Here is a 19,127-nt window from a genome sequence, read left to right as displayed (position 1 = left end):
TCAAGGCGTCATCCACTGAGTAATATTTGAACTTTTTAAGTGTGAATATTTATTACGGTCATAAAAGCTAAAACAAACCCTGTCATTGATATTTTTTCGAGCTATATGCGTATCAAAACGCATGGCGCGTGAATATTCCGAGCCATCCAATTTCAGCAGAATTTTCTCGTAAGGCTGACAGCGAATTCCGCCTCGCCCCGCGCAGTTTTCATAATGCTGATATCTCAAGACCACTGCGCATGCCGTCGATAACGCCATGGGCTTTTCTTTTTTCATTTTCATGCCGAAATGATACGAAATGAACCCTGCTGTCAGCATTAACCCCATAACCACAAAAGGCAGTACTGCCCATTTCTCATTCTCTTTTTCCGCTTTAGGCAAATACACCGCTAAAGCAGCAGAAAAGCCTAAAAAACTAAAGAAAAAGAGAATTAACCCCCAAATAATCAAAAAATTAGACATTAAAAAAGTTCAAAACATCAATCTGGCATGATGGCATTTTTTCCATAAAAAAGCTCACCGAAGTGAGCTTTAACATTGTTTAACTTCAGGATTTAAAGCTTAGGATCACGCAGCTGAACTAAATCTGCATTCACCTTACTCAATGATTCCATCACTTTAGACATTACCACTGGAATCAATGAATCTGCGATTTGAGCCGCCTGTAAACCCAGTTTTTCACCTAATGTCGGCTTCTTACGGGTTTCAATCACATAGACATCATGCTGCTGCAGCAAGCCTAGTAAATATTCATCCGAAGTTTGCAGCTTATCCACTAAGTTTAAATCCAAAGCATCGTTTCCATACCAATGCTCGCCTGTCGCTACTTTTTCAACATTCAACTTTGGACGGTATTTTTCAACAAAGTGCTTGAACAGCTCATGGGTTTGCTGTAGCTCTTCTTCAAACTTCGCTTTGCCTTCTTCTGTATTTTCACCAAACATGGTGACTGTACGTTTGAATTGGCCAGCCGTATACAGTTCAAAATCAATATGCTTTTCTTTCAGCAAGCGGTTAAAGTTGGGCACTTGCGCAACTACACCAATCGAACCGACTACAGCAAAAGGCGCAGAAATAATATCAGAACCAATACAAGCCATCATATAGCCGCCGCTGGCTGCCACTTTATCGACACAAATCGTTAAATGAAAGCCCGCATCACGCAAGCGCACCAATTGTGCAGCCGCCAAGCCATAGCCATGCACCATGCCGCCCGGGCTTTCCAAACGCACGGCCACACGGTCACGGCCGGCTTTTGCTGTTGCCAAAATCAGCGTAATTTCTTCACGCAATTGCTCAACGGCAGAGGCCGCAGTATCACCTTTAAAATCCAGTACATAAACTTTTTGATTGTTTTTCTTCCGCGCGCGGGCTTCTTTAGCCAACTGCTGTGACAGCTGCAAAAGTTCCAATTTTGACCCTGCTGATTGAGCCATTTTTTTTCGTTGTTCATTAATCCGCGCATTCAAATGATGAATGCGGATTTCAGCAGGAAGTTTAGTTGTATGAAATAGCATAATGATTTCTTTTCTCAAATAAAGCTTGGCTTGCTTCTTAGATTAGGTCAATGCCCGTATTTTTCAATAGCCTTTAATCATCTTATTATGGGTACTTTTGTCTTTCACTAACAATGACTCATCTTTGCCAGCAGTAATATTTATAGCCAATACTGCCCGTGATCCGCATAACAAAAAACAGAGCGCTAAGGCTCTGTTTTATAGAATGTTAAATACTTGAATTAACCAAAACGGCCAGTAATATATGCTTCAGTCAATTGATGATCCGGCTGAGTGAAGACCTTCTCTGTAGAATTGACTTCAATCAAATCCCCCAGATGGAAGTAAGCTGTACGGTCAGACACGCGCGCCGCCTGCTGCATAGAGTGCGTCACAATGGCAATTGTATATTGATTGGACAATTCTGAAATCAATTCTTCAATTTTTGCCGTGGCAATCGGGTCTAACGCCGAACATGGCTCATCCATCAGAATCACTTCCGGACTGACGGCAATGGTGCGCGCAATGCATAAGCGCTGCTGCTGACCGCCAGAAAGACCAGTACCCGGCTGACTTAAACGGTCTTTCACTTCGTCCCACAGACCTGCTTTACGCAAGCTGTTTTCGACAATTTCTTCCATGTCATATTTATCACGCGCTAGACCATGTAATTTCGGACCGTATGCAACGTTGTCAAAAATAGACTTTGGAAACGGGTTGGGTTTTTGGAACACCATGCCTACTTGAGCACGAAGCAACACCACATCCAGATTCGGATCATAAATGTCTTGATTGTCCAGCATGACTTTGCCTGTAACACGGCAAGAATCAATGGTGTCATTCATGCGGTTCAATGTCCGCAAAAAGGTCGATTTGCCGCAGCCCGATGGGCCAATAAAAGCAATCACTTCATTTTCATAAACTTGTAAATCAATGCCTTTGATTGCTTCCGCTTCGCCATAGTAAACATGAACATCAGATGTGCTCAGTTTTACATTCTTGGCATTTTCATCTTTTTTAGAATGCTGCTGCGTATCAAACTGCGATACAAATGACGTCGAAGTCTGTTTTTGAGCATCCGAAGAAGCTGTAAAGTTTTTTTGCTCTGGATTCACTGATTTATCCTGATCTAAGGAATTCGTTTTAGAGGTTGCCGTTGCAGTATTCATATCATGCTCTCACTTACCAGCGGACTTCAAATTTCTTTCGTAACCAGATGGCTAAACTATTTAAGCCAATCATCAGCGCTAAAAGAACAATAATGGCAGCCGCGGTACGGCCCTCAAAGAAATTGCGCAGTTCATTGCCTTGCCATAGGAAAATCTGTACCGGCAGCGCAGTTGACTGATCTAGCGGTGATGCAGGCACGCTTGCGACAAAAGCGCTCATGCCGATTAACAGCAATGGCGCAGTTTCACCCAACGCCTGCGCAACACCAATAATGGCGCCTGTTAAAATACCCGGCAAAGCCAAAGGCAATACGTGATGGAATACCGTTTGCAGGCGTGATGCGCCAAGACCCAATGCCGCTTGACGAATCGACGGCGGCACTGCCTTTAATGATGCTCGGGTGGTAATAATCACGGTAGGCAAAGTCATTAAGCTCAGCACTAGACCGCCGACTAAAGGTGCAGACAGTGGCAAATGCATCCAGCCAATAAAGATTGATGCGCCCAGTAAACCAAATACAATCGAAGGAACAGCTGCCAAGTTGTTGATGTTTACTTCAACCACATCGGTAATCCAGTTTTTTGGCGCAAACTCTTCCAAATAGATTGCAGAAGCAACACCAATCGGAATTGAGATGATAATCACAATCAGCATCATGAACAGCGAACCCATGAACGCGCCTGCCAAGCCAGAAGTTGCTGGTGAACTGCGCGAGTCCGGATTAGTAAAAATACTGGTATTGAAGCTATTAGTGATAATGCCCTGCGCTTTTAACTGATCAGCCAATTGACGGACTTCTGGGCTTAGCTGCTGCTGCTCATCCGGTAAAGAGCGGTCAATATTGCCCGCCAGCCAAACATCCACATTGGCATCGGCCAGCAGTTTTATATCTTGCTTTTTGCCAATTAAAGCCGGGTCAGCTAAAACCATATCACGCAGGCGGTAGGCTTCTGAACTGGTGTACAGTGAAGTTAAATCATCACGCTTTAATTCCAATGCCTTATCTTCAGCAATGAGGCCGTTGACAATTAATGCATCCCAATCCACCATTCCCATTTCTGTTTGCCAAGCGACGTAACGCTCTTGATATTGCGCTGGAGATTCACCTGTTTTTTCCACAGGCTTAGGCCCAGCGTTGATAATAGACGGATCAAAATATACAGGAACGGTCATGCTGCTTTGCCAAAAAGACGGCAAGCCTTTAATCAGAATACTGCCAAACAGCAGCGCTACAAAGAACAGTCCTGTGAGCACCGCAGAAAAACCGAAAAATTTAAAAATTTTTTCTTTGCGATGACGCTTTCCCAAAGTTTTTTCAATGGTTTTCTTACGTTTTTCGCGCAATTCAGCCGCAGCCCGCGGATCTAAAACCTGATCCATAGATGTTGTGTTTGAAGTACTCATTATTCGTATTGCTCACGGTATTTGCGCACGATGTACAGCGCTACAATATTTAAACCCAAGGTAATTACAAACAAGGTCAAACCAAGTGCAAATGCCACCAGCGCCTGCGGGCTGGCGAAGTCAGTATCGCCAGTTAATTGGTTCACAATGGTAATGGTGACGGTAGAAACGGCTTCCAGCGGATTCACATGCAGCAGCGGACTGTTGCCTGCTGCCAAAACGACAATCATGGTTTCACCGATAGCGCGTGAGGCAGCCAGCAAAAATGCGCCAATAATGCCCGGAAGCGCTGCCGGCACAATCACTTGTCGGATTGTTTCTGATTTTGTTGCGCCAAGCCCCAATGAACCGTCACGCAATGATCTCGGCACCTGCGTAATAATGTCATCAGACAATGACGATACAAATGGAATGATCATAATCCCCATGACGAAACCGGCAGTTAAAGCGCTCGTTGCATTGATCTCTAAGCCAATATAAGCCCCCATCTGCTTGATGAATGGGCCAATAATCATTAAGGCAAATACACCGTAAACAATAGTTGGAATACCCGCTAATACTTCAATCGCCGGCTTGGCCCATGAACGGAAACTAGATGACGCATATTCAGCTAAATAGATAGCGATCATCAGGCCCACAGGCACTGCAACCAGCAGCGCAATACCGCTGACCATCAGCGTGCCCCATAACAATGGCAGCAAACCGTAACTGCCTTCAGCATTGCCCGATGTACTGAACCCTGGGTTCCATTCGGTGCCAAAGAAGAAGTCCAGCGGGCTGACAAAGCTGAAGAAGCGCATGGCTTCACTGAACATCGACATCACAATGCCGATCGTCGTCAAAATAGCAACGCCTGAACACAGCGCCAATGCGACATTAATGACTTTTTCAACTTGGTTGCGGGCGCGGTAGCGCTTTTCTACACGGCGTTTAGCCCAAACCAAGCCAATTAAGGCCGAACAAATCACCACGGCCAATTTAGCAAAAGACGCAATATTCTCGAACTTCGCCAACTGCTGCGCTGCAGCAACTTCATAGGCAGCAGGCTGATCGCTGACACCAAAACCCGAAGCAATCGCCTGTACCCGATCAATCAGCACGCTGACACTTGCAGGGTCCATAGTCGCCTTAATTTGTGCAGGAACGTTGTCCAACACAACATGCTTGAGAATGCTAGGTTCGACAATATTCCAAACAATCAAAATTAAAAAAGCAGGGATACCGCACCAAAGAGCAACCAAAGCGCCATAATATCCAGGGCGCGAATGCAGCATTGCAGAATTATTTCCCTTGCCTGCCATATTGCGGCTTTTGGTTAAGCCTATTTGATAGGCGATGGCAATAATAGCCAGCAGTACACCTATAAGCAGCAGATTCATGTATTCTCCACCGTTTTTTCAATTTTCATTCTTTGAAAAAACATATTCTTTGCAAAAACCAATGGCAGGTTCACCCTGCCATCTGTTCTTGTACCATTCTTATTTAACTGCTTTGCCTGCTTTAAAGTCCGCTAGAACTTTTGCACGCTCTTTGTCAGACATTGAAATCAAGCCTGCTCTTTCCAATTTAGAGCCTTTGCCTGATACTTTCTTGCTTAGGAAAAATTCTGAGTACTGTGATAAGCCTTTGATTGATTTTAAGTGCTCACCTTTCACATAGAAGAACAATGGGCGAGAAACCGGGTATGAACCATTCAAAATTGTCTTCTCTGAAGGCGCTACATTATTCACTGTCGCTACACGCAATTTGTCACGGTTTTGGTCATAGAAGCCTAAGCCGAATACTCCGACTGCGCTTGGAGATGTCTTTAAGCGAGCCAAAGTTTCTGTATAGTCGCCAGAAATTTCAATCACACGGCCATCTTTACGGAAATTTGAACATGCTTTCTTCTGAGCATCTTTATCTAATTTTGCGAAAGCTTCATAAGTTTCACAGCCAGCATCAACCATTTTCTCTTGGAACACTTCACGTGTACCGTGGTTAGAAGCAGGAATCACTAAGGTAATTGGTTCATTTGGCAAAGTTTTGTCAATTTGATTCCAGCGTGTGTACGGGTTTGGAACCATTTTGCCATTTGATGGAAGTTCTGCTGCCAACGCTGCAAATACGTGCTGCGGGCGCAGCTTAAATGCCGCTTTATGCGAGTTAGATGCAAACACAATGCCGTCATAGCCCACTTTGACTTCAAGGACTTGATTCACGCCAGCTTTTTTACATGCAGCCAATTCGGTATCTTTAATTTTACGAGATGCATTTGCGATATCAATCGTGTTGTCGCCGACACCGTTACAGAACTGTTTCAAACCGCCTGATGTACCGCCAGAACCTACAACCGGCGCTTTAAATTGCGGGAAAGTATTGCCAAATTCTTCAGCGACAATACTTGCATAAGGCAAAACTGTTGAAGAACCAGCGATTTGAATAGTGTCACGTGCTGCGTTTGCAGCTGTTGCCGCAGCAGCGCCAGTTAGTGCCAATGCAATTGCGATGTTGTTAAAGCGCATTCTCATCTCTCTTATTTGATGCAGTTTAGGAGTACGCCACTTTTTATTAAGTTTTGTACTTATTTCGATAACTGCATTTTGATTTTAGAATATGACAGATAAGTTACATCTTTATGACGATTTAATGATAATTCGAACCGCATGCTTAAAATTAAATTATTATGTTTATTTATAACCACTTAAAACAATATTAAAATCCAAAGAAAATTCTGTGCCCACAATGGAAATTGTAATATTTCATGTAGTCCGCCATTTAAAAACAGCACAAAGATCATATCCTGACACCTGAATATTTCATTTTGATCTCAGTTAGGCGGCAGCATGGTCCTATCTGCCGTACATTTCCAAAATCATTTTTCAGAAGTTCTTTAATTGCCTGCTCTGTTAAAATTATATAAAAAAGGCCGCTAAAGCGGCCTTTTTTAACACAGGAATCAATTAATCAATTGCAGGTGTATATGTACCGTCAGCAATTGAATCTTTAATACGGTCCGCTTCAGCAAGCACGAGCGCAAGCAGATTCTTCACGTTATCTAAAGTCGCAACTGGGCTTAACGTGGTCATTTTCAAAGATTGAACTTGCCCCACTTTAGTCACACCAATATTCGCTTCACCGCGCGCAAACAATTCGTCTGCAACGTTCTGATTCAGTGTATCCAGCAAGTCTGCTGGGTAGCCCGCTGGAACCACACGGAACAATACCGAAGCGAATTGCGGATCAACCAGCATCTCTAAACCGTCTGTTGCATCGATATACGCAGCAACATCACGTGTTAAGCCAACACCATGGTCAATCATTGAACCGTAAAGCTCTTCACCCAATGCTTCAACGGTCATCCACAATTTCAACGCGTCAAAACGGCGGGTTGTTTGCAGTGACTTAGACACCAGGTTAGGAACGCCATGCTCTTCATCATAAGCCGAGTTTAAGTACTCAGCTTCGTAATGCATGAAGCGGTAGTTTGCTTCATCTTTCAGCAAGAACGCGCCGCATGAAATCGTTTGGAAGTAATGCTTATGGAAATCCAGCGTGATTGAGTCAGAAAGCTCAATACCATCCAGCATAGAACGATAGTCGTTTGAAAGAATCAGCGCACCGCCCCATGCTGCGTCAATATGCATCCACGCGCCATATTTGTTGGTGATTTCACGGATTTCTTTCAATGGATCAATCGCGCCAGCGTCAGTTGTACCTGCAGTCGCAACGACACATGCCACAATCTTGCCTTCAGCCTGAAGGTGAGCCATGGTTTTCTCAAGTGCATCCACATCCATCTGCGCGTTCTCGTTCACAGGAACAGTCACTACAGATTGGAAACCCATGCCCATCATCGCCATGTTCTTTTGCACAGAAAAATGCGCATTTTCAGAACAGATGACTTTGACATTGCGCATTGCATCAGCCGGAATGCCATCTCGCTGCACAGACCACGGATTGCCGTTTTCGTCTTTCCAGTTTTTTGAGATGCATGCATCACGCGCCAGCAGTACGCCCATCAAGTTAGACTGCGTACCGCCAGAGGTGAATACACCCGCCTGACCTGCACCATAGCCTACTTTTTGACGAAGCCAGTCAATCAGCTGAACTTCCATCAATGAACCTGCAGGGCTTTGATCCCATGAATCCATAGATTGGTTTGTCGCGTTAATTAGCACTTCTGCGATTTGGCTAGTCACCATCGTAGGACAATGCAAGTGCGCTAGCGAGTGCGGATGATGCACTTTTAAGCTCTTGTTGAGGAAAAGCTCAACCATACGCTCTAACGATTTGTGTACGCCCATCCCTTCTTTCGAAGGATTGAATGCGATGGCACTGCGGAGCTCTTTAATGCTGCCGCCAGTGTACATTTTGTCATTTTGCAACCATGCAGAAACGGCTTGAACCGCTTCGCCCATTGCTGACTGATAGTCAGCAATGGATTGTGCATCATTGCAGAATAATGCTTTACGGTGTTCTGCAAAATCTACCATGATTACGCGCCTCGGGTAGCAACTAGGGCTTCAGCAATTGCTTTCTTAAAGCGGGCAACGGCTTCTACACATTCATCATGTGTAATGATGAGCGGGCAAAGCAGGCGAATTACTGTACCGTTGCGTCCGCCTTTTTCCAACAGCAGTTTGTTGTTGAAACATGCGGTTTGAACCGCTGCTGACAATTGTGAATCACCAGGTAAAGAACCCATGTGATCCGCTTTTTGACGCTCATCGACAATTTCAACGCCAATCATCAAGCCGCGGCCGCGCACGTTACCGATGCATGGGAATTCAACCGCTAATTTTTTAAATTCAGCCTGTAAGAAATCACCGCGCTCCTGCGCATTTTGCGCAAGATTTTGCTCTTTGATAGTTTTGATCGTTGCAAGACCTGTACCCATCGCCAATTGGTTACCGCGAAAAGTACCGGTATGACCTGCTGGCTGCCAAGCATCAAACTTACGTTTAATACCTAACACAGCAAGCGGCAAGCTGCCACCAACGGCTTTAGACATGACCACTACGTCTGGCTCAATACCTGCATGTTCAAATGCAAACATTTTGCCTGAACGCCCAAAGCCTGCTTGAACTTCATCAAGAATCAACACAATATTGTGTTTTTCAGTCACTTCGCGGATTTTTTTCAACCATTTGGTTGGCGCTGTTACCACACCGCCTTCACCTTGAATGGCTTCAAGAATGACAGCTGCAGGCTTGGTTACGCCGCTTTCTACATCTTCAATGAAATTTTCAAAGAAGTATGTCAAAGCGTCCACACCCACTTCACCGCCTAAACCTAATGGGCAGCGGTATTCATGCGGATACGGCATAAATTGAACGCCTGGCATTAAGCCATTTACAGCATTTTTCGCAGACAGGTTGCCTGTCATTGCAAGAGCGCCGTGCGTCATGCCGTGATAGCCGCCAGAGAAACTAATCACTGAACTGCGGCCTGTATACGTTTTCGCTAATTTAATTGCTGCTTCCGTGCCATCTGCACCAGACGGACCACAGAACTGCAGGCAATACTCTTCCTTACCGCCTGGTAATTGTTCAAGTAATGCTTCAGTAAATGCATCTTTTAAAGGTGTCGTTAAATCTAAAGTATGTAATGGCAAACCACTCGCAAGAGTATCTTGAATACTTTGAATTACCGCAGGATGATTATGGCCTAAAGCCAATGTTCCTGCCCCAGCTAAACAATCGAGGTACTCTGTACCTTCAACATCAGTAACCCAGCATCCTAAAGCTTTTGCTATCGCCAGCGGAAGTTTGCGCGGATAGCTACGAACATTGGATTCCATCTGACTTTGGCGAGTCAGGTAGTATTCGTTAGTAGAATTAGGGGCAGAATTTACAGAAGAAACGCTCATATCGAATTACCATCTCTGATATGGGTTGAAAGAAATAAGTCGGGTGACTTGCGGTCCTTTGACTCGGTGCTTTATGGATCCAGTTCGACTATTCTGTTAGTCATGACTAGAGGGCGGATGATACAGATTTTTTCAATAAAATAAACAAGTTTTGCATCATAAAATGACTAAAACTGATTGAAAAAAAGGATCAAGGCCAGCCGAAGTTTGAATTATCATATTACAACGTGACAATTCAAAGAAAACCCTTTTATTTTATGCTTTTTGAAATCTTATGCAGGTTTATTTTAATTTTCAATTAATTCAAAAGCTAACCATATATTTTAAAATGGTTTTTTATTTCCCATAAAAACATAAAAGAGCCTAAAATTTTACAATCGCGCCACATATTTTCCTTTAATCCAACATAATCCGCACTTAAGATATATGCACAGCATAAATCAGCATTTTATTTTTTAAAGACGTTCTTGCAGAAAAATAGGCCTTAAGCATGAAAAAAATGACCTTATCAGCACTGTTGCTGACTTCCACCCTGAGTATTCCTGCGTTTGCGCAGCAGGCTGAATCATTGAATTACAACATCGTCAACATTCAAGCAGATGCAGCCCGTCAAGTGTCCAACGATGAAATGAATGCCGTATTGTATATAGAGAAATCAAATAAGCAGCCTGCCGAACTGGCTGCTCAAATTAATCAGCTGATGTCCCAAGCAGTGAATACTGCGCGTAAATACCCAAATGTAAAAATTGAAACCGGCTCGCAAACAACCTATCCGATCTACGACAATGACAGCCGCAAGCTGAAAGAATGGCGCGGACGTGCGGAAATCCGTTTAGAAAGTACCGATTTTAAAGCGGCCAGTCAGCTGGTCAGCGAACTGCAGCAGAATTTCCAGACTCAATCAATCAGCTTTTCCGTATCTGACGCTCAACGCAAAAAGGTAGAAAGTGAATTAATGATTGAAGCTTCAAAAAATTTCCAGCAGCGGGCTCAAACACTTTCGCAGGCATGGAATAAATCTGGCTACAATCTAGTGAACTTAAATTTGAATGCCAGCAATTATGGGGGACAGCCTGTTCCGCGAATGGCGATGATGAAAGCAGCTCCAGCGGATTATGCTATGCCTGAACAGGAAATGGCAGGCGGGGAATCTAAAATTGCAGTAAATGCAAACGGCACGATTCAATTCAAATAAAATATTAAATTCACGTGATAAAAAAACCGTACCAATGTACGGTTTTTTTACGCGCGGCAAAAACCTTTGCCCTGAAGAAATTTCTATTAACCTGCGTCAAACAATAGCAATAATTGATAATAATTATTATTTCTATTTTTATCACAAAAGTCTATGATACGGCCCTCTCTCCAATCAGCCGTTCACCACACAATGATGTTTTCAAGCCCTCTCCTGCTGCAAAATCTAAATTTCAAAGCCTCCCAGCTTAGCCTCGCGGTCAGTCTTTGCCTAATGGGCTTATCCGCAGCCCATGCTGAAGAAGACGCTGCGGCCAGCACCAATGTGCTGCCAACCATTACAATTGAAGCTCAAGGAAACTGGCTTGAAAATGCCAATGCCGAAAAAGTGCAGCAGCATGCAGGTGCGCGAACCATTGTTGACCGCCAGCGCTTAGAGCAAACGGCATCGACTTCTCTGAAAGATGCATTGCGCCAAGTGCCTGGTGTTCAAGTTCAAGAAAACAATGGTACAGGCGGCAGTGACGTCTCATTGAATATTGGTGTCCGCGGACTCGCCTCGCGCCTGTCGCCGCGCTCTACCGTACTGATGGATGGCGTGCCTTTATCATTTGCGCCTTACGGCCAGCCGCAGCTGTCTTTAGCGCCTGTCTCATTAGGCAATATCGAATCAGTCGATGTAGTGCGCGGCGCAGGCTCTGTACGCTTTGGACCGCAAAACGTCGGCGGCATTATTAACTTTGCAACCCGCAGCATCCCTGAGAATTTTTCGGGTTCTGCCGGCTTGACCACTGAATATGCTTCAGGAACAGATCAAACCAAGCTTAGCCCGAACCTATTTGTCGGCGGCACTTTAGAAAACGGCCTTGGTTTAGCGCTGCTGTATTCAGGCACCAAAGGCAACGGTTACCGTGAAAACAACAATAAAACGGACATAGATGATGTCATGCTGAAATCATCTTATAGCATTACAGACCAAGATCAGATTGCCTTAAATCTGCATCATTACGAAGGTTTTGGTGAAATGCCTGAAGGCTTGACGGCCGCGGCTTTTGCAGAGAACCCCTATCAATCGAAAAACCAGCGCAGTTATTTCAGCGGGCGCCGTTCGGATGTTTCTTTGCGCTATACGCATAAAGATGATGTCAATAATTTTGAGCTGCTCAGCTATTATATTGACTCCTTCCGCACCAGCAATTTATTGACTGACCAAAAAGATAAAAACGGCAATCCATTCAAGCGTCTGGACGAAGCGCCGCGTGACTATAAAGTATTTGCCATAGAGCCACGCTACTCGCGGACTTACGGCCTGGGCAATACGCAGAATGAAGTCACTGTCGGCTACCGCTATATGGATGAGCAAAGTTCAGAACTTGCCGGCCGTGCTGATTATGCGGTAAATGCCCAGCCCGGTGCATTTGCAGCGCGGACTGCCAGTGATGGCGGTACAAAAGCGCATGCGTTTTACATCGATAACCGTTTTGAATTAGGCAAATGGAATATTACACCCGGCCTGCGTTTCGAATCGATTGATACCCACAATACCTTCAATGTCTATAAAAATGGCAAAGTCGACTCATCTGTCAGCCCATCCATTCAGTCCGACGAATTCCTGCCGAGCTTCTCCGTTCTGTATAAAGCAAACAGCAACTGGAACATCTTTGCCAATGCAGGCGTATCTTTTGGACCGCAGCAGTACAATCAGCTGGCCACCACCAACAGCACAACTGGCGCGGCTGTTTCTACTTTAGACGGCCTCAATCCTGAAAAATCTAAAAACTATGAAATCGGCACCAAATATTTAGGCAACGGCCTCACCGCCGAGCTCACCGCTTTCTATTTAGACTTTGATAAAGAACTGCAATTAGAGCGGGACAGTACTGGAAACGGCATTTGGACCAATTTAGGCGCGACCAGCCACAAAGGTGTTGAAACGGGCCTCAGCTATGATTTCGGCACCCTGTATCAAGCATTGGAAGGCTTAAAAGTCTACGGCAATTATACTTACACCAAAGCTGTTGCAGAAGCTGGCGAATTTGAAGGCAAAGATTTGCCATTTTATTCACAGCATGTCGGCAATTTAGGTGTCGGCTATCAGTATGATCAATGGTCGATTAATGCCGATATGTTTGCGCAGTCCAAACAGCATTCGCCAAATAATCCTGACAAATCATTGCCTGCAGGCTTTTATCAAACTAAAGAAACCGCTGATGGCAAATATGGCGATATTGCCGGCTATTCAACCTTTGCCGTACGCGCAGGCTATGACTTCAGCCAGCAGCTGAATGGCTTGAAAGTTGCGGCAGGCATCAAAAATGTCTTTGATAAACAATATTACACCCGCTCAACAGACGGTACTGGCGGAAAATATGTTGGCCAGCCGCGCACATTCTTCCTGCAAACCTCTTTCGATTTTTAAACCGCAATTCTTCGGTGCATAAAAAATCCCGCTTATAGGCGGGATTTTTTATTTCAGTTTTGCTGCATTAAATTACATAGCGCCATTTTTTATTTGATACAGTTTCCCTCGATTTTTCATTAGTATTCATGTTTTTGCCATGTCAATTGACCGCCTGAATTTATATTTCTTCAATATCTTGAACGCGCCTGATCAGGCCTCTTCCTTCATGATGCATTATGCGATTTTTATTGCGCACGATTTAATCTACGTCATGCTGCTGATTTTTGCAGTGCTCTGGCTGCGCGGCAATTACCAAATCAAAAAACAGATTTTAAAAGCATTTATTTTTACCTGCATCACATTATCCATCAGTGAAATGGCATCTGCTTTCTTCAATACTCCACGCCCCTTTGTCATGGACGTTGGCCGCACCCTGATTGAACACTCTGCCACAGGCTCTTTTCCAAGCAATCACATGGCTATTTTCAGCAGCATTGCATTTGCTTATTATTTTTCTGAGCAGCGTCAAGTCGGGAAGTTTTTAATAATACTGGCCTGGCTGGTCGCATGGTCTCGCGTCTATGTCGGCGTGCATTTTCCGGTGGATATGATTGGCGCATTCCTCTTAGCCTTTGCGGTCAATGCTTCCGGACAAAGCCTGTGGAATAAATATAAAGAACAGCTGATGGCTTGGGTCATGGCGGTTTATCAAAAGCTGCTGCATCCATTGATTGAAAAAGGCTTGATTAAATAGACCATTAAAAAATCCCGCTCGAAAGCGGGATTTTTTATATGCATCAGCTGAATCGAGAATGCTTAGTAAATCGCCATGTGATTGCGGTGGATCATTTCCAGCGAACGCGCCTCGCCCAATACCTGATGCACTTTATCAGATGCCAAGCCTTTCACGATTTCTGCAGAGCGGGAACTGAAATTGACACGGCCCACTGCTACACGTCCGCCTTGCGTATCTACGCATTCAACTACATCGCCGCGTTCAAAATGCCCTTCAACGGCGCGCACGCCAACGGGCAGCAAGCTGCGGTGATTTTCTTTAATCGCTTTAACAGCGCCATCATCAATCACCAAACGTCCAGCAGTCTGCAAATGCGCCGCCAGCCACTGCTGATGCGCAGTCATACGGTCGTTGTCGGTAATAAACAAGGTGCCAAGCAATTCACCGCCCATTAAGCGCGACAGCACATTATCGCTTTCACCGCTGGCAATCAGTGTAGGACAGCCCGATTTCGCCGCTAAACGCGCAGCGCGGACTTTGGTCAGCATGCCGCCGCGGCCAAACTTGCCGCCGCCGCCAGCCATATCAAACAGGCTTTCATCCAAGGCGCGCACTGTATAGAACAGCTTTGCATTTGGATTAGAACGCGGATCCGAATCAAACATGCCCTGCTGATCCGTCAAAATAATCAGCAAATCGGCATGCACCTGACCTGCAACCATCGCAGCCAGAGTATCGTTATCGCCAAAACGGATTTCGTCGGTCGATACCGTGTCATTTTCATTAATGACAGGTATCACCCGCCAGTCAATTAAATGCTGCAAGGCGTCGCAAGAGTTCAGATAACGGCGGCGGTCAGCCAAATCATCATGGGTAAGAAGCACTTGTGCAGTACGGATGCCATGGTTTTCCAAAACACTCGACCACGTCTGAATCAAACCCATTTGACCAATGGCTGCGCACGCTTGAAGACTGGGTAGATCTGCGGGCCGATTTTCCAGCTTCATGCGGACCATGCCTTCCGCCACAGCGCCAGAAGATACAAGGATAATTTCATGCCCTGCATCATGCAGATTTGCAATCTGTTTCGCCCAATGCGAAATAGCGTCCAAATCTAAACCTTTGCCGTTTGCTGTGAGTAAAGATGATCCGATCTTAACTACAATCCGCTTACAATCATCAAGCTGCCGCTTCCCATCTACCGCTTCTATCATCTTGTCCTCAGTTACTCTTGAATAAGAGCTTAACGTACGTAGTACACTTCCGCTTCACCATCTTCACCATCTTCACCATCGTCTTCGTCATCTTCAGCCAATAGGCCTGCAAGACGCTGCTGACGGCGCAATTCGCGATACGCTTCTTTCGCTGCGATGGTTTGTTCACGTGTTTCCGCTTCAAGCTGGTCACGGAACGCTTTCATTTGCGCTGCGTATTCAGGATCTTCAACTTCACGCTCACGCTGCAGTTCAATTTGATCCATCAAGTAATACACAACGTCTTTGGTGCCTTCCGACATTAAGCCCGAAGTTTTGAATACAGGGCCTTTCCAGTCCATTTCTGCAAGAAGGTGAGCGCACCATTCTTCACGGCTTTCTTCCGGCAATTGATCAAGTTTGTTCAGGACCAATACAATTGGCAGCTTAGACAATGTCGGAGAGAATTTTTCCAATTCAGCCAAAATTGCTTTGGCATTATATGCAGGGTCTGAACCGTCAATCGGCTGCACATCCACAATGTGCAATAAAATGCGAGTACGCGCCAAATGCTTCAAGAAACGGATACCTAAACCCGCACCTTCAGAAGCGCCTTCAATCAGCCCTGGAATATCCGCCATAACAAATGAACGGTGACGGTCTGCATCCACAACCCCCAGGTTAGGCACCATCGTAGTAAACGGATAGTCCGCAACTTTCGGTTTAGCCGCGGATACAGCACGGATAAATGTTGATTTGCCTGCATTTGGCATGCCCAGCAAGCCAACATCCGCCAGTACTTTCAATTCCAGGCGAATTTCACGGTATTCACCTTTAGCGCCATGCGTACACTTACGCGGTGAACGGTTGGTCGATGACTTGAAGTGCGTATTGCCCAAGCCGCCATCACCGCCCGCGGCAACCAGCACGCGCTGCCCATCGGCAACCAAATCGCCAATAATGTCGCCAGATTCCATATCAACAATGGTTGTGCCAACAGGAACCAATAATACGGTGTCTTCACCGCCACGGCCCGAACAGTTTGCGCCGCGGCCATTTTTAGCGCGTTCTGCGCGGAATCTGCGGGTGTAACGGTAATCTACAAGCGTGCTTGTATCGTTGTCAGCCTGAACATAAACACTGCCGCCACGGCCGCCATCGCCACCATCTGGACCGCCAAACGGTACGAATTTTTCTCGGCGAAAACTGGCTACGCCATTGCCACCGTCGCCAGCCTCTACGGTAATGACTGCTTCATCAACAAAGCGCATGCTGCCAATCCTCTAAATACTTTAAAACCGCCTATTCTGCCATATTTTACAAAATTTCTCGAATAGAATTATTCATGTTGCATAGATATTTCTTCATTTTTGCCAGACATATCGCGCATGCATGAAAACTGGATGCTAAAATGCATCAATTTTCAATCCAGCGGCTGCTGTTTCTAGCGCTATCAGGTGGAAGGCAGATATGATCCGTTTGCAGAAATACCTATATTTAATATTCATTTAGAGGCTGCTAAATCATGCAGATGAGCTCCTTTCCAAATGATTTAGCTGCATGCCATTGTTCAGCTACAGCTGTAGGCCATTCATCAAAATTTTGCAAATTGTCATGGCAATGATCAGCCTTCATCCTGCAGCCGCAATCCGTTTTTGATGCTGATTCAGCGGAACTGACACTTAACTGAAAGCCGCAAAGAGCCGCTCTGTCATTAAACAGCATTCATTTTTAGCGGTATTGCTAACAGCAGCATAAAGTCTTCAGCACTGCGGCGAATAGGCAAATCTTCAGCACAAGATTTTTCTTTTAATATTCCAGCCTGATGCTTCAGCGCTTGATCCCTGCAACAATGACCGTACTCATGATTAATTTGCTGAAAATCACACCATTAATGGCATTAATAATGGCCAGAGTCCATGCCGCCAGCGGCATAGAAGTTGCGTTGTCACTCACACATAGATGTGCATCAAAATACAAAACCGGTGATGCCTTTTCTATAAAAATGGAATAAAAACAAAATACTGCTTATCAATATATCCTGATCTGCTGCTTTCCATAGACAGCTTTGAAAGACTCGATATCCGCTCATGGCTGCGCTATGCCTTTCAATGGCCTATGCCGCAAAGCCTAAATCAATGCCTACAGAAAATGCCTAATCCATTGACTCTTAGAAGATGCGCTGATCAATCCTTTGCACCAGACTATTCTGCGCATTCAACGCATCTTTGCCTTGTTCTCCAGCAGCTGTTCAGCACAGCGCCATCATTAAATTTAAGCGCTTTTGCTGCTGATTTTATTGCTTAATATGTCCGGTATATTCTGCTCAATCCAGCTGATCAAATACATCACTTTTTCCGCAGCCTGTGAACCTGTAATCGTCAGCTGATATTCTACTTTTGGCGGAACCACCGGATATACGGTGCGCAAAATCAAGCCATCCTGTTCCAGTGTCTTTAAGGTTTGTGACAGCATCTTTTCACTGATGCCCTCTATACGCTGTTTTAATTCGCTGAAACGATGCACACCTTCGCTCAGGCAGCGCAATACTAAAACAGCCCATTTACTGGTGATGTGCTCTAAGATTTCCCGTGAAGGACAGTTTGCGGATAAAACTTGACCTAATAATTTGCTCGAAGCATAAGTGCTCATTAAATCTCTCCAATTCGTAACAAACTAACTTTTTGGTACGTACTTACATTTAGTAAGTTATAAGATTATGATTCAATCATCAAGTATATTTTATAGACACGTCATAAAGACATATCCAGAGGAAAGAAGATGAAAATTGCAATTACTGGCGCAACAGGCCAACTCGGTCAATTGGTGATTCAAGCGCTGTTAAAGGACGTTCCAGCTTCGCAAATTATTGCCTTAGTCCGCAGTGAAGCCAAAGCTGCTTCACTTAAACAGCAAGGCGTTGAATTGCGCCATTTTGATTACGATGCGCCCGAAACGCTTGCTCCCGCCCTGCAAGGCGTAGACAAGCTGCTGCTAATTTCAGCTAATGAAATTGGCCGCCGCACACCGCAGCATAAAGCTGTGATTGAAGCCGCCAAACAGGCTGGCGTGCCTTATATTGCCTATACCAGCTTACTGCGTGCAGACACTTCCCCACTCGGCTTAGCGCAAGAACACCGTGAAACCGAAGCGCTGATTCAAGACAGTGGCCTTGCTTATACCTTCTTACGCAACAACTGGTATAGCGATAATTATTTAGCTACTGTGCAGCAGATTGCTGAATCTGGCGTGCTGTATGGCGCATCGCAAGACGGCAAGATCAGCTCGGCTTCCCGCGAAGACTATGCAGAAGCGGCTGCCAAAGTTTTAGCCAGCGCTGGACATGAAAACAAAACCTACGAATTAGCAGGTTCAGAAAGTTTTACTAAAGCGGATTTGGCTCAATTCATCGGTCAAACGGCGCATAAGTCCATCACTTATCAAAACCTGTCTGCCGATGACCTGCGTCAAGGCTTAACTCAAGCCGGCCTCCCTACACACTTGATCGATGTGATTGTGGATGCCGATGTGCAAACCGCCAAAGGCGCGATGTACAGCGACAGCAAAGACTTAGAACAGTTAATCGGCCGTAAGACCACCAGCATTCAAGATGCGATTAAAGCTGCGCTTTAAGCCACCCTTTTAATCCTCACCTTCAAACACCGCTAATGATTGGCGGTGT

17 protein-coding genes are annotated in these 19,127 nt (G+C 45.2%); 4 read left to right on the top strand and 13 right to left on the bottom strand.

Annotated features, from left to right (window positions below):
• From OKC24_RS15295 to OKC24_RS15260, 8 genes are all read right to left on the bottom strand, one after another.
• The gene (locus tag OKC24_RS15295; RefSeq protein WP_130148313.1) at window positions 1–462 is read right to left on the bottom strand and encodes a hypothetical protein; all 462 of its coding nucleotides are present in this window, start codon (window positions 460–462) and stop codon (window positions 1–3) included.
• Window positions 463–554: 92 nt separating this feature from the next.
• Window positions 555–1,517: a protease SohB gene (gene sohB / locus OKC24_RS15290; RefSeq protein WP_130148315.1), complete on the bottom strand. Its 963-nt coding sequence runs from the start codon at window positions 1,515–1,517 to the stop codon at window positions 555–557.
• Between the two features lie 221 nt (window positions 1,518–1,738).
• On the bottom strand, window positions 1,739–2,665 hold the full coding sequence (gene pstB, locus OKC24_RS15285) for a phosphate ABC transporter ATP-binding protein PstB (protein ID WP_130148317.1): 927 nt from the start codon (window positions 2,663–2,665) through the stop codon (window positions 1,739–1,741).
• A 13-nt stretch (window positions 2,666–2,678) separates the two neighbouring features.
• Complete coding sequence (gene pstA, locus OKC24_RS15280) at window positions 2,679–4,070, bottom strand: phosphate ABC transporter permease PstA (RefSeq protein ID WP_130148319.1); 1,392 nt, start codon at window positions 4,068–4,070, stop codon at window positions 2,679–2,681.
• Window positions 4,070–5,449, bottom strand: coding sequence for a phosphate ABC transporter permease subunit PstC (pstC, locus tag OKC24_RS15275; protein WP_130148321.1), 1,380 nt, complete (start codon window positions 5,447–5,449; stop codon window positions 4,070–4,072). Before pstC ends, pstA begins: the two co-directional genes overlap by 1 nt.
• Window positions 5,450–5,548: 99 nt before the next feature.
• The gene (locus OKC24_RS15270; protein ID WP_130148323.1) at window positions 5,549–6,574 is read right to left on the bottom strand and encodes a substrate-binding domain-containing protein; all 1,026 of its coding nucleotides are present in this window, start codon (window positions 6,572–6,574) and stop codon (window positions 5,549–5,551) included.
• A gap of 438 nt (window positions 6,575–7,012) precedes the next feature.
• Window positions 7,013–8,545, bottom strand: coding sequence for a pyridoxal phosphate-dependent decarboxylase family protein (locus OKC24_RS15265; RefSeq protein WP_130148325.1), 1,533 nt, complete (start codon window positions 8,543–8,545; stop codon window positions 7,013–7,015).
• Window positions 8,546–8,547: 2 nt separating this feature from the next.
• Window positions 8,548–9,921: a diaminobutyrate--2-oxoglutarate transaminase gene (locus OKC24_RS15260; RefSeq protein WP_130148327.1), complete on the bottom strand. Its 1,374-nt coding sequence runs from the start codon at window positions 9,919–9,921 to the stop codon at window positions 8,548–8,550.
• A gap of 490 nt (window positions 9,922–10,411) precedes the next feature.
• Between OKC24_RS15260 and OKC24_RS15255 the strand changes: the two genes are divergently transcribed.
• From OKC24_RS15255 to OKC24_RS15245, 3 genes are all read left to right on the top strand, one after another.
• Complete coding sequence (locus OKC24_RS15255) at window positions 10,412–11,116, top strand: SIMPL domain-containing protein (protein WP_131276517.1); 705 nt, start codon at window positions 10,412–10,414, stop codon at window positions 11,114–11,116.
• 192 nt (window positions 11,117–11,308) lie between these two features.
• Window positions 11,309–13,534, top strand: coding sequence for a TonB-dependent receptor family protein (locus OKC24_RS15250; RefSeq protein WP_130148332.1), 2,226 nt, complete (start codon window positions 11,309–11,311; stop codon window positions 13,532–13,534).
• 139 nt (window positions 13,535–13,673) lie between these two features.
• On the top strand, window positions 13,674–14,270 hold the full coding sequence (locus OKC24_RS15245) for an undecaprenyl-diphosphatase (RefSeq protein WP_130148334.1): 597 nt from the start codon (window positions 13,674–13,676) through the stop codon (window positions 14,268–14,270).
• Window positions 14,271–14,332: 62 nt separating this feature from the next.
• On the opposite strand, the gene proB is transcribed toward OKC24_RS15245, so the two are convergent.
• The 5 genes from proB to OKC24_RS15225 form a co-directional block, all read right to left on the bottom strand.
• Complete coding sequence (gene proB, locus OKC24_RS15240) at window positions 14,333–15,466, bottom strand: glutamate 5-kinase (protein ID WP_130148336.1); 1,134 nt, start codon at window positions 15,464–15,466, stop codon at window positions 14,333–14,335.
• Window positions 15,467–15,495: 29 nt separating this feature from the next.
• Window positions 15,496–16,716 (bottom strand): Obg family GTPase CgtA, encoded by a 1,221-nt coding sequence (gene cgtA / locus OKC24_RS15235; protein WP_130148337.1) that lies wholly within the window; start codon window positions 16,714–16,716, stop codon window positions 15,496–15,498.
• A 443-nt stretch (window positions 16,717–17,159) separates the two neighbouring features.
• On the bottom strand, window positions 17,160–17,279 hold the full coding sequence (locus tag OKC24_RS20065; protein WP_368859741.1) for a hypothetical protein: 120 nt from the start codon (window positions 17,277–17,279) through the stop codon (window positions 17,160–17,162).
• The gene (locus OKC24_RS15230) at window positions 17,276–17,401 is read right to left on the bottom strand and encodes a hypothetical protein (protein ID WP_265465943.1); all 126 of its coding nucleotides are present in this window, start codon (window positions 17,399–17,401) and stop codon (window positions 17,276–17,278) included. Before OKC24_RS15230 ends, OKC24_RS20065 begins: the two co-directional genes overlap by 4 nt.
• Window positions 17,402–17,719: 318 nt before the next feature.
• Entirely contained in the window at window positions 17,720–18,097 is a 378-nt protein-coding gene (locus OKC24_RS15225; RefSeq protein WP_005008845.1) for a winged helix-turn-helix transcriptional regulator, read from the bottom strand.
• A gap of 129 nt (window positions 18,098–18,226) precedes the next feature.
• Between OKC24_RS15225 and OKC24_RS15220 the strand changes: the two genes are divergently transcribed.
• On the top strand, window positions 18,227–19,078 hold the full coding sequence (locus OKC24_RS15220) for an SDR family oxidoreductase (protein WP_130148339.1): 852 nt from the start codon (window positions 18,227–18,229) through the stop codon (window positions 19,076–19,078).
• The last annotated feature ends 49 nt before the right edge of the window (window positions 19,079–19,127 follow it).

Origin of the sequence: Acinetobacter entericus, assembly GCF_026168575.1 — a bacterium.
GTDB classification, from domain to species: domain Bacteria; phylum Pseudomonadota; class Gammaproteobacteria; order Pseudomonadales; family Moraxellaceae; genus Acinetobacter; species Acinetobacter bouvetii.
This window is presented reverse-complemented; position numbering and strand designations above follow the sequence as displayed.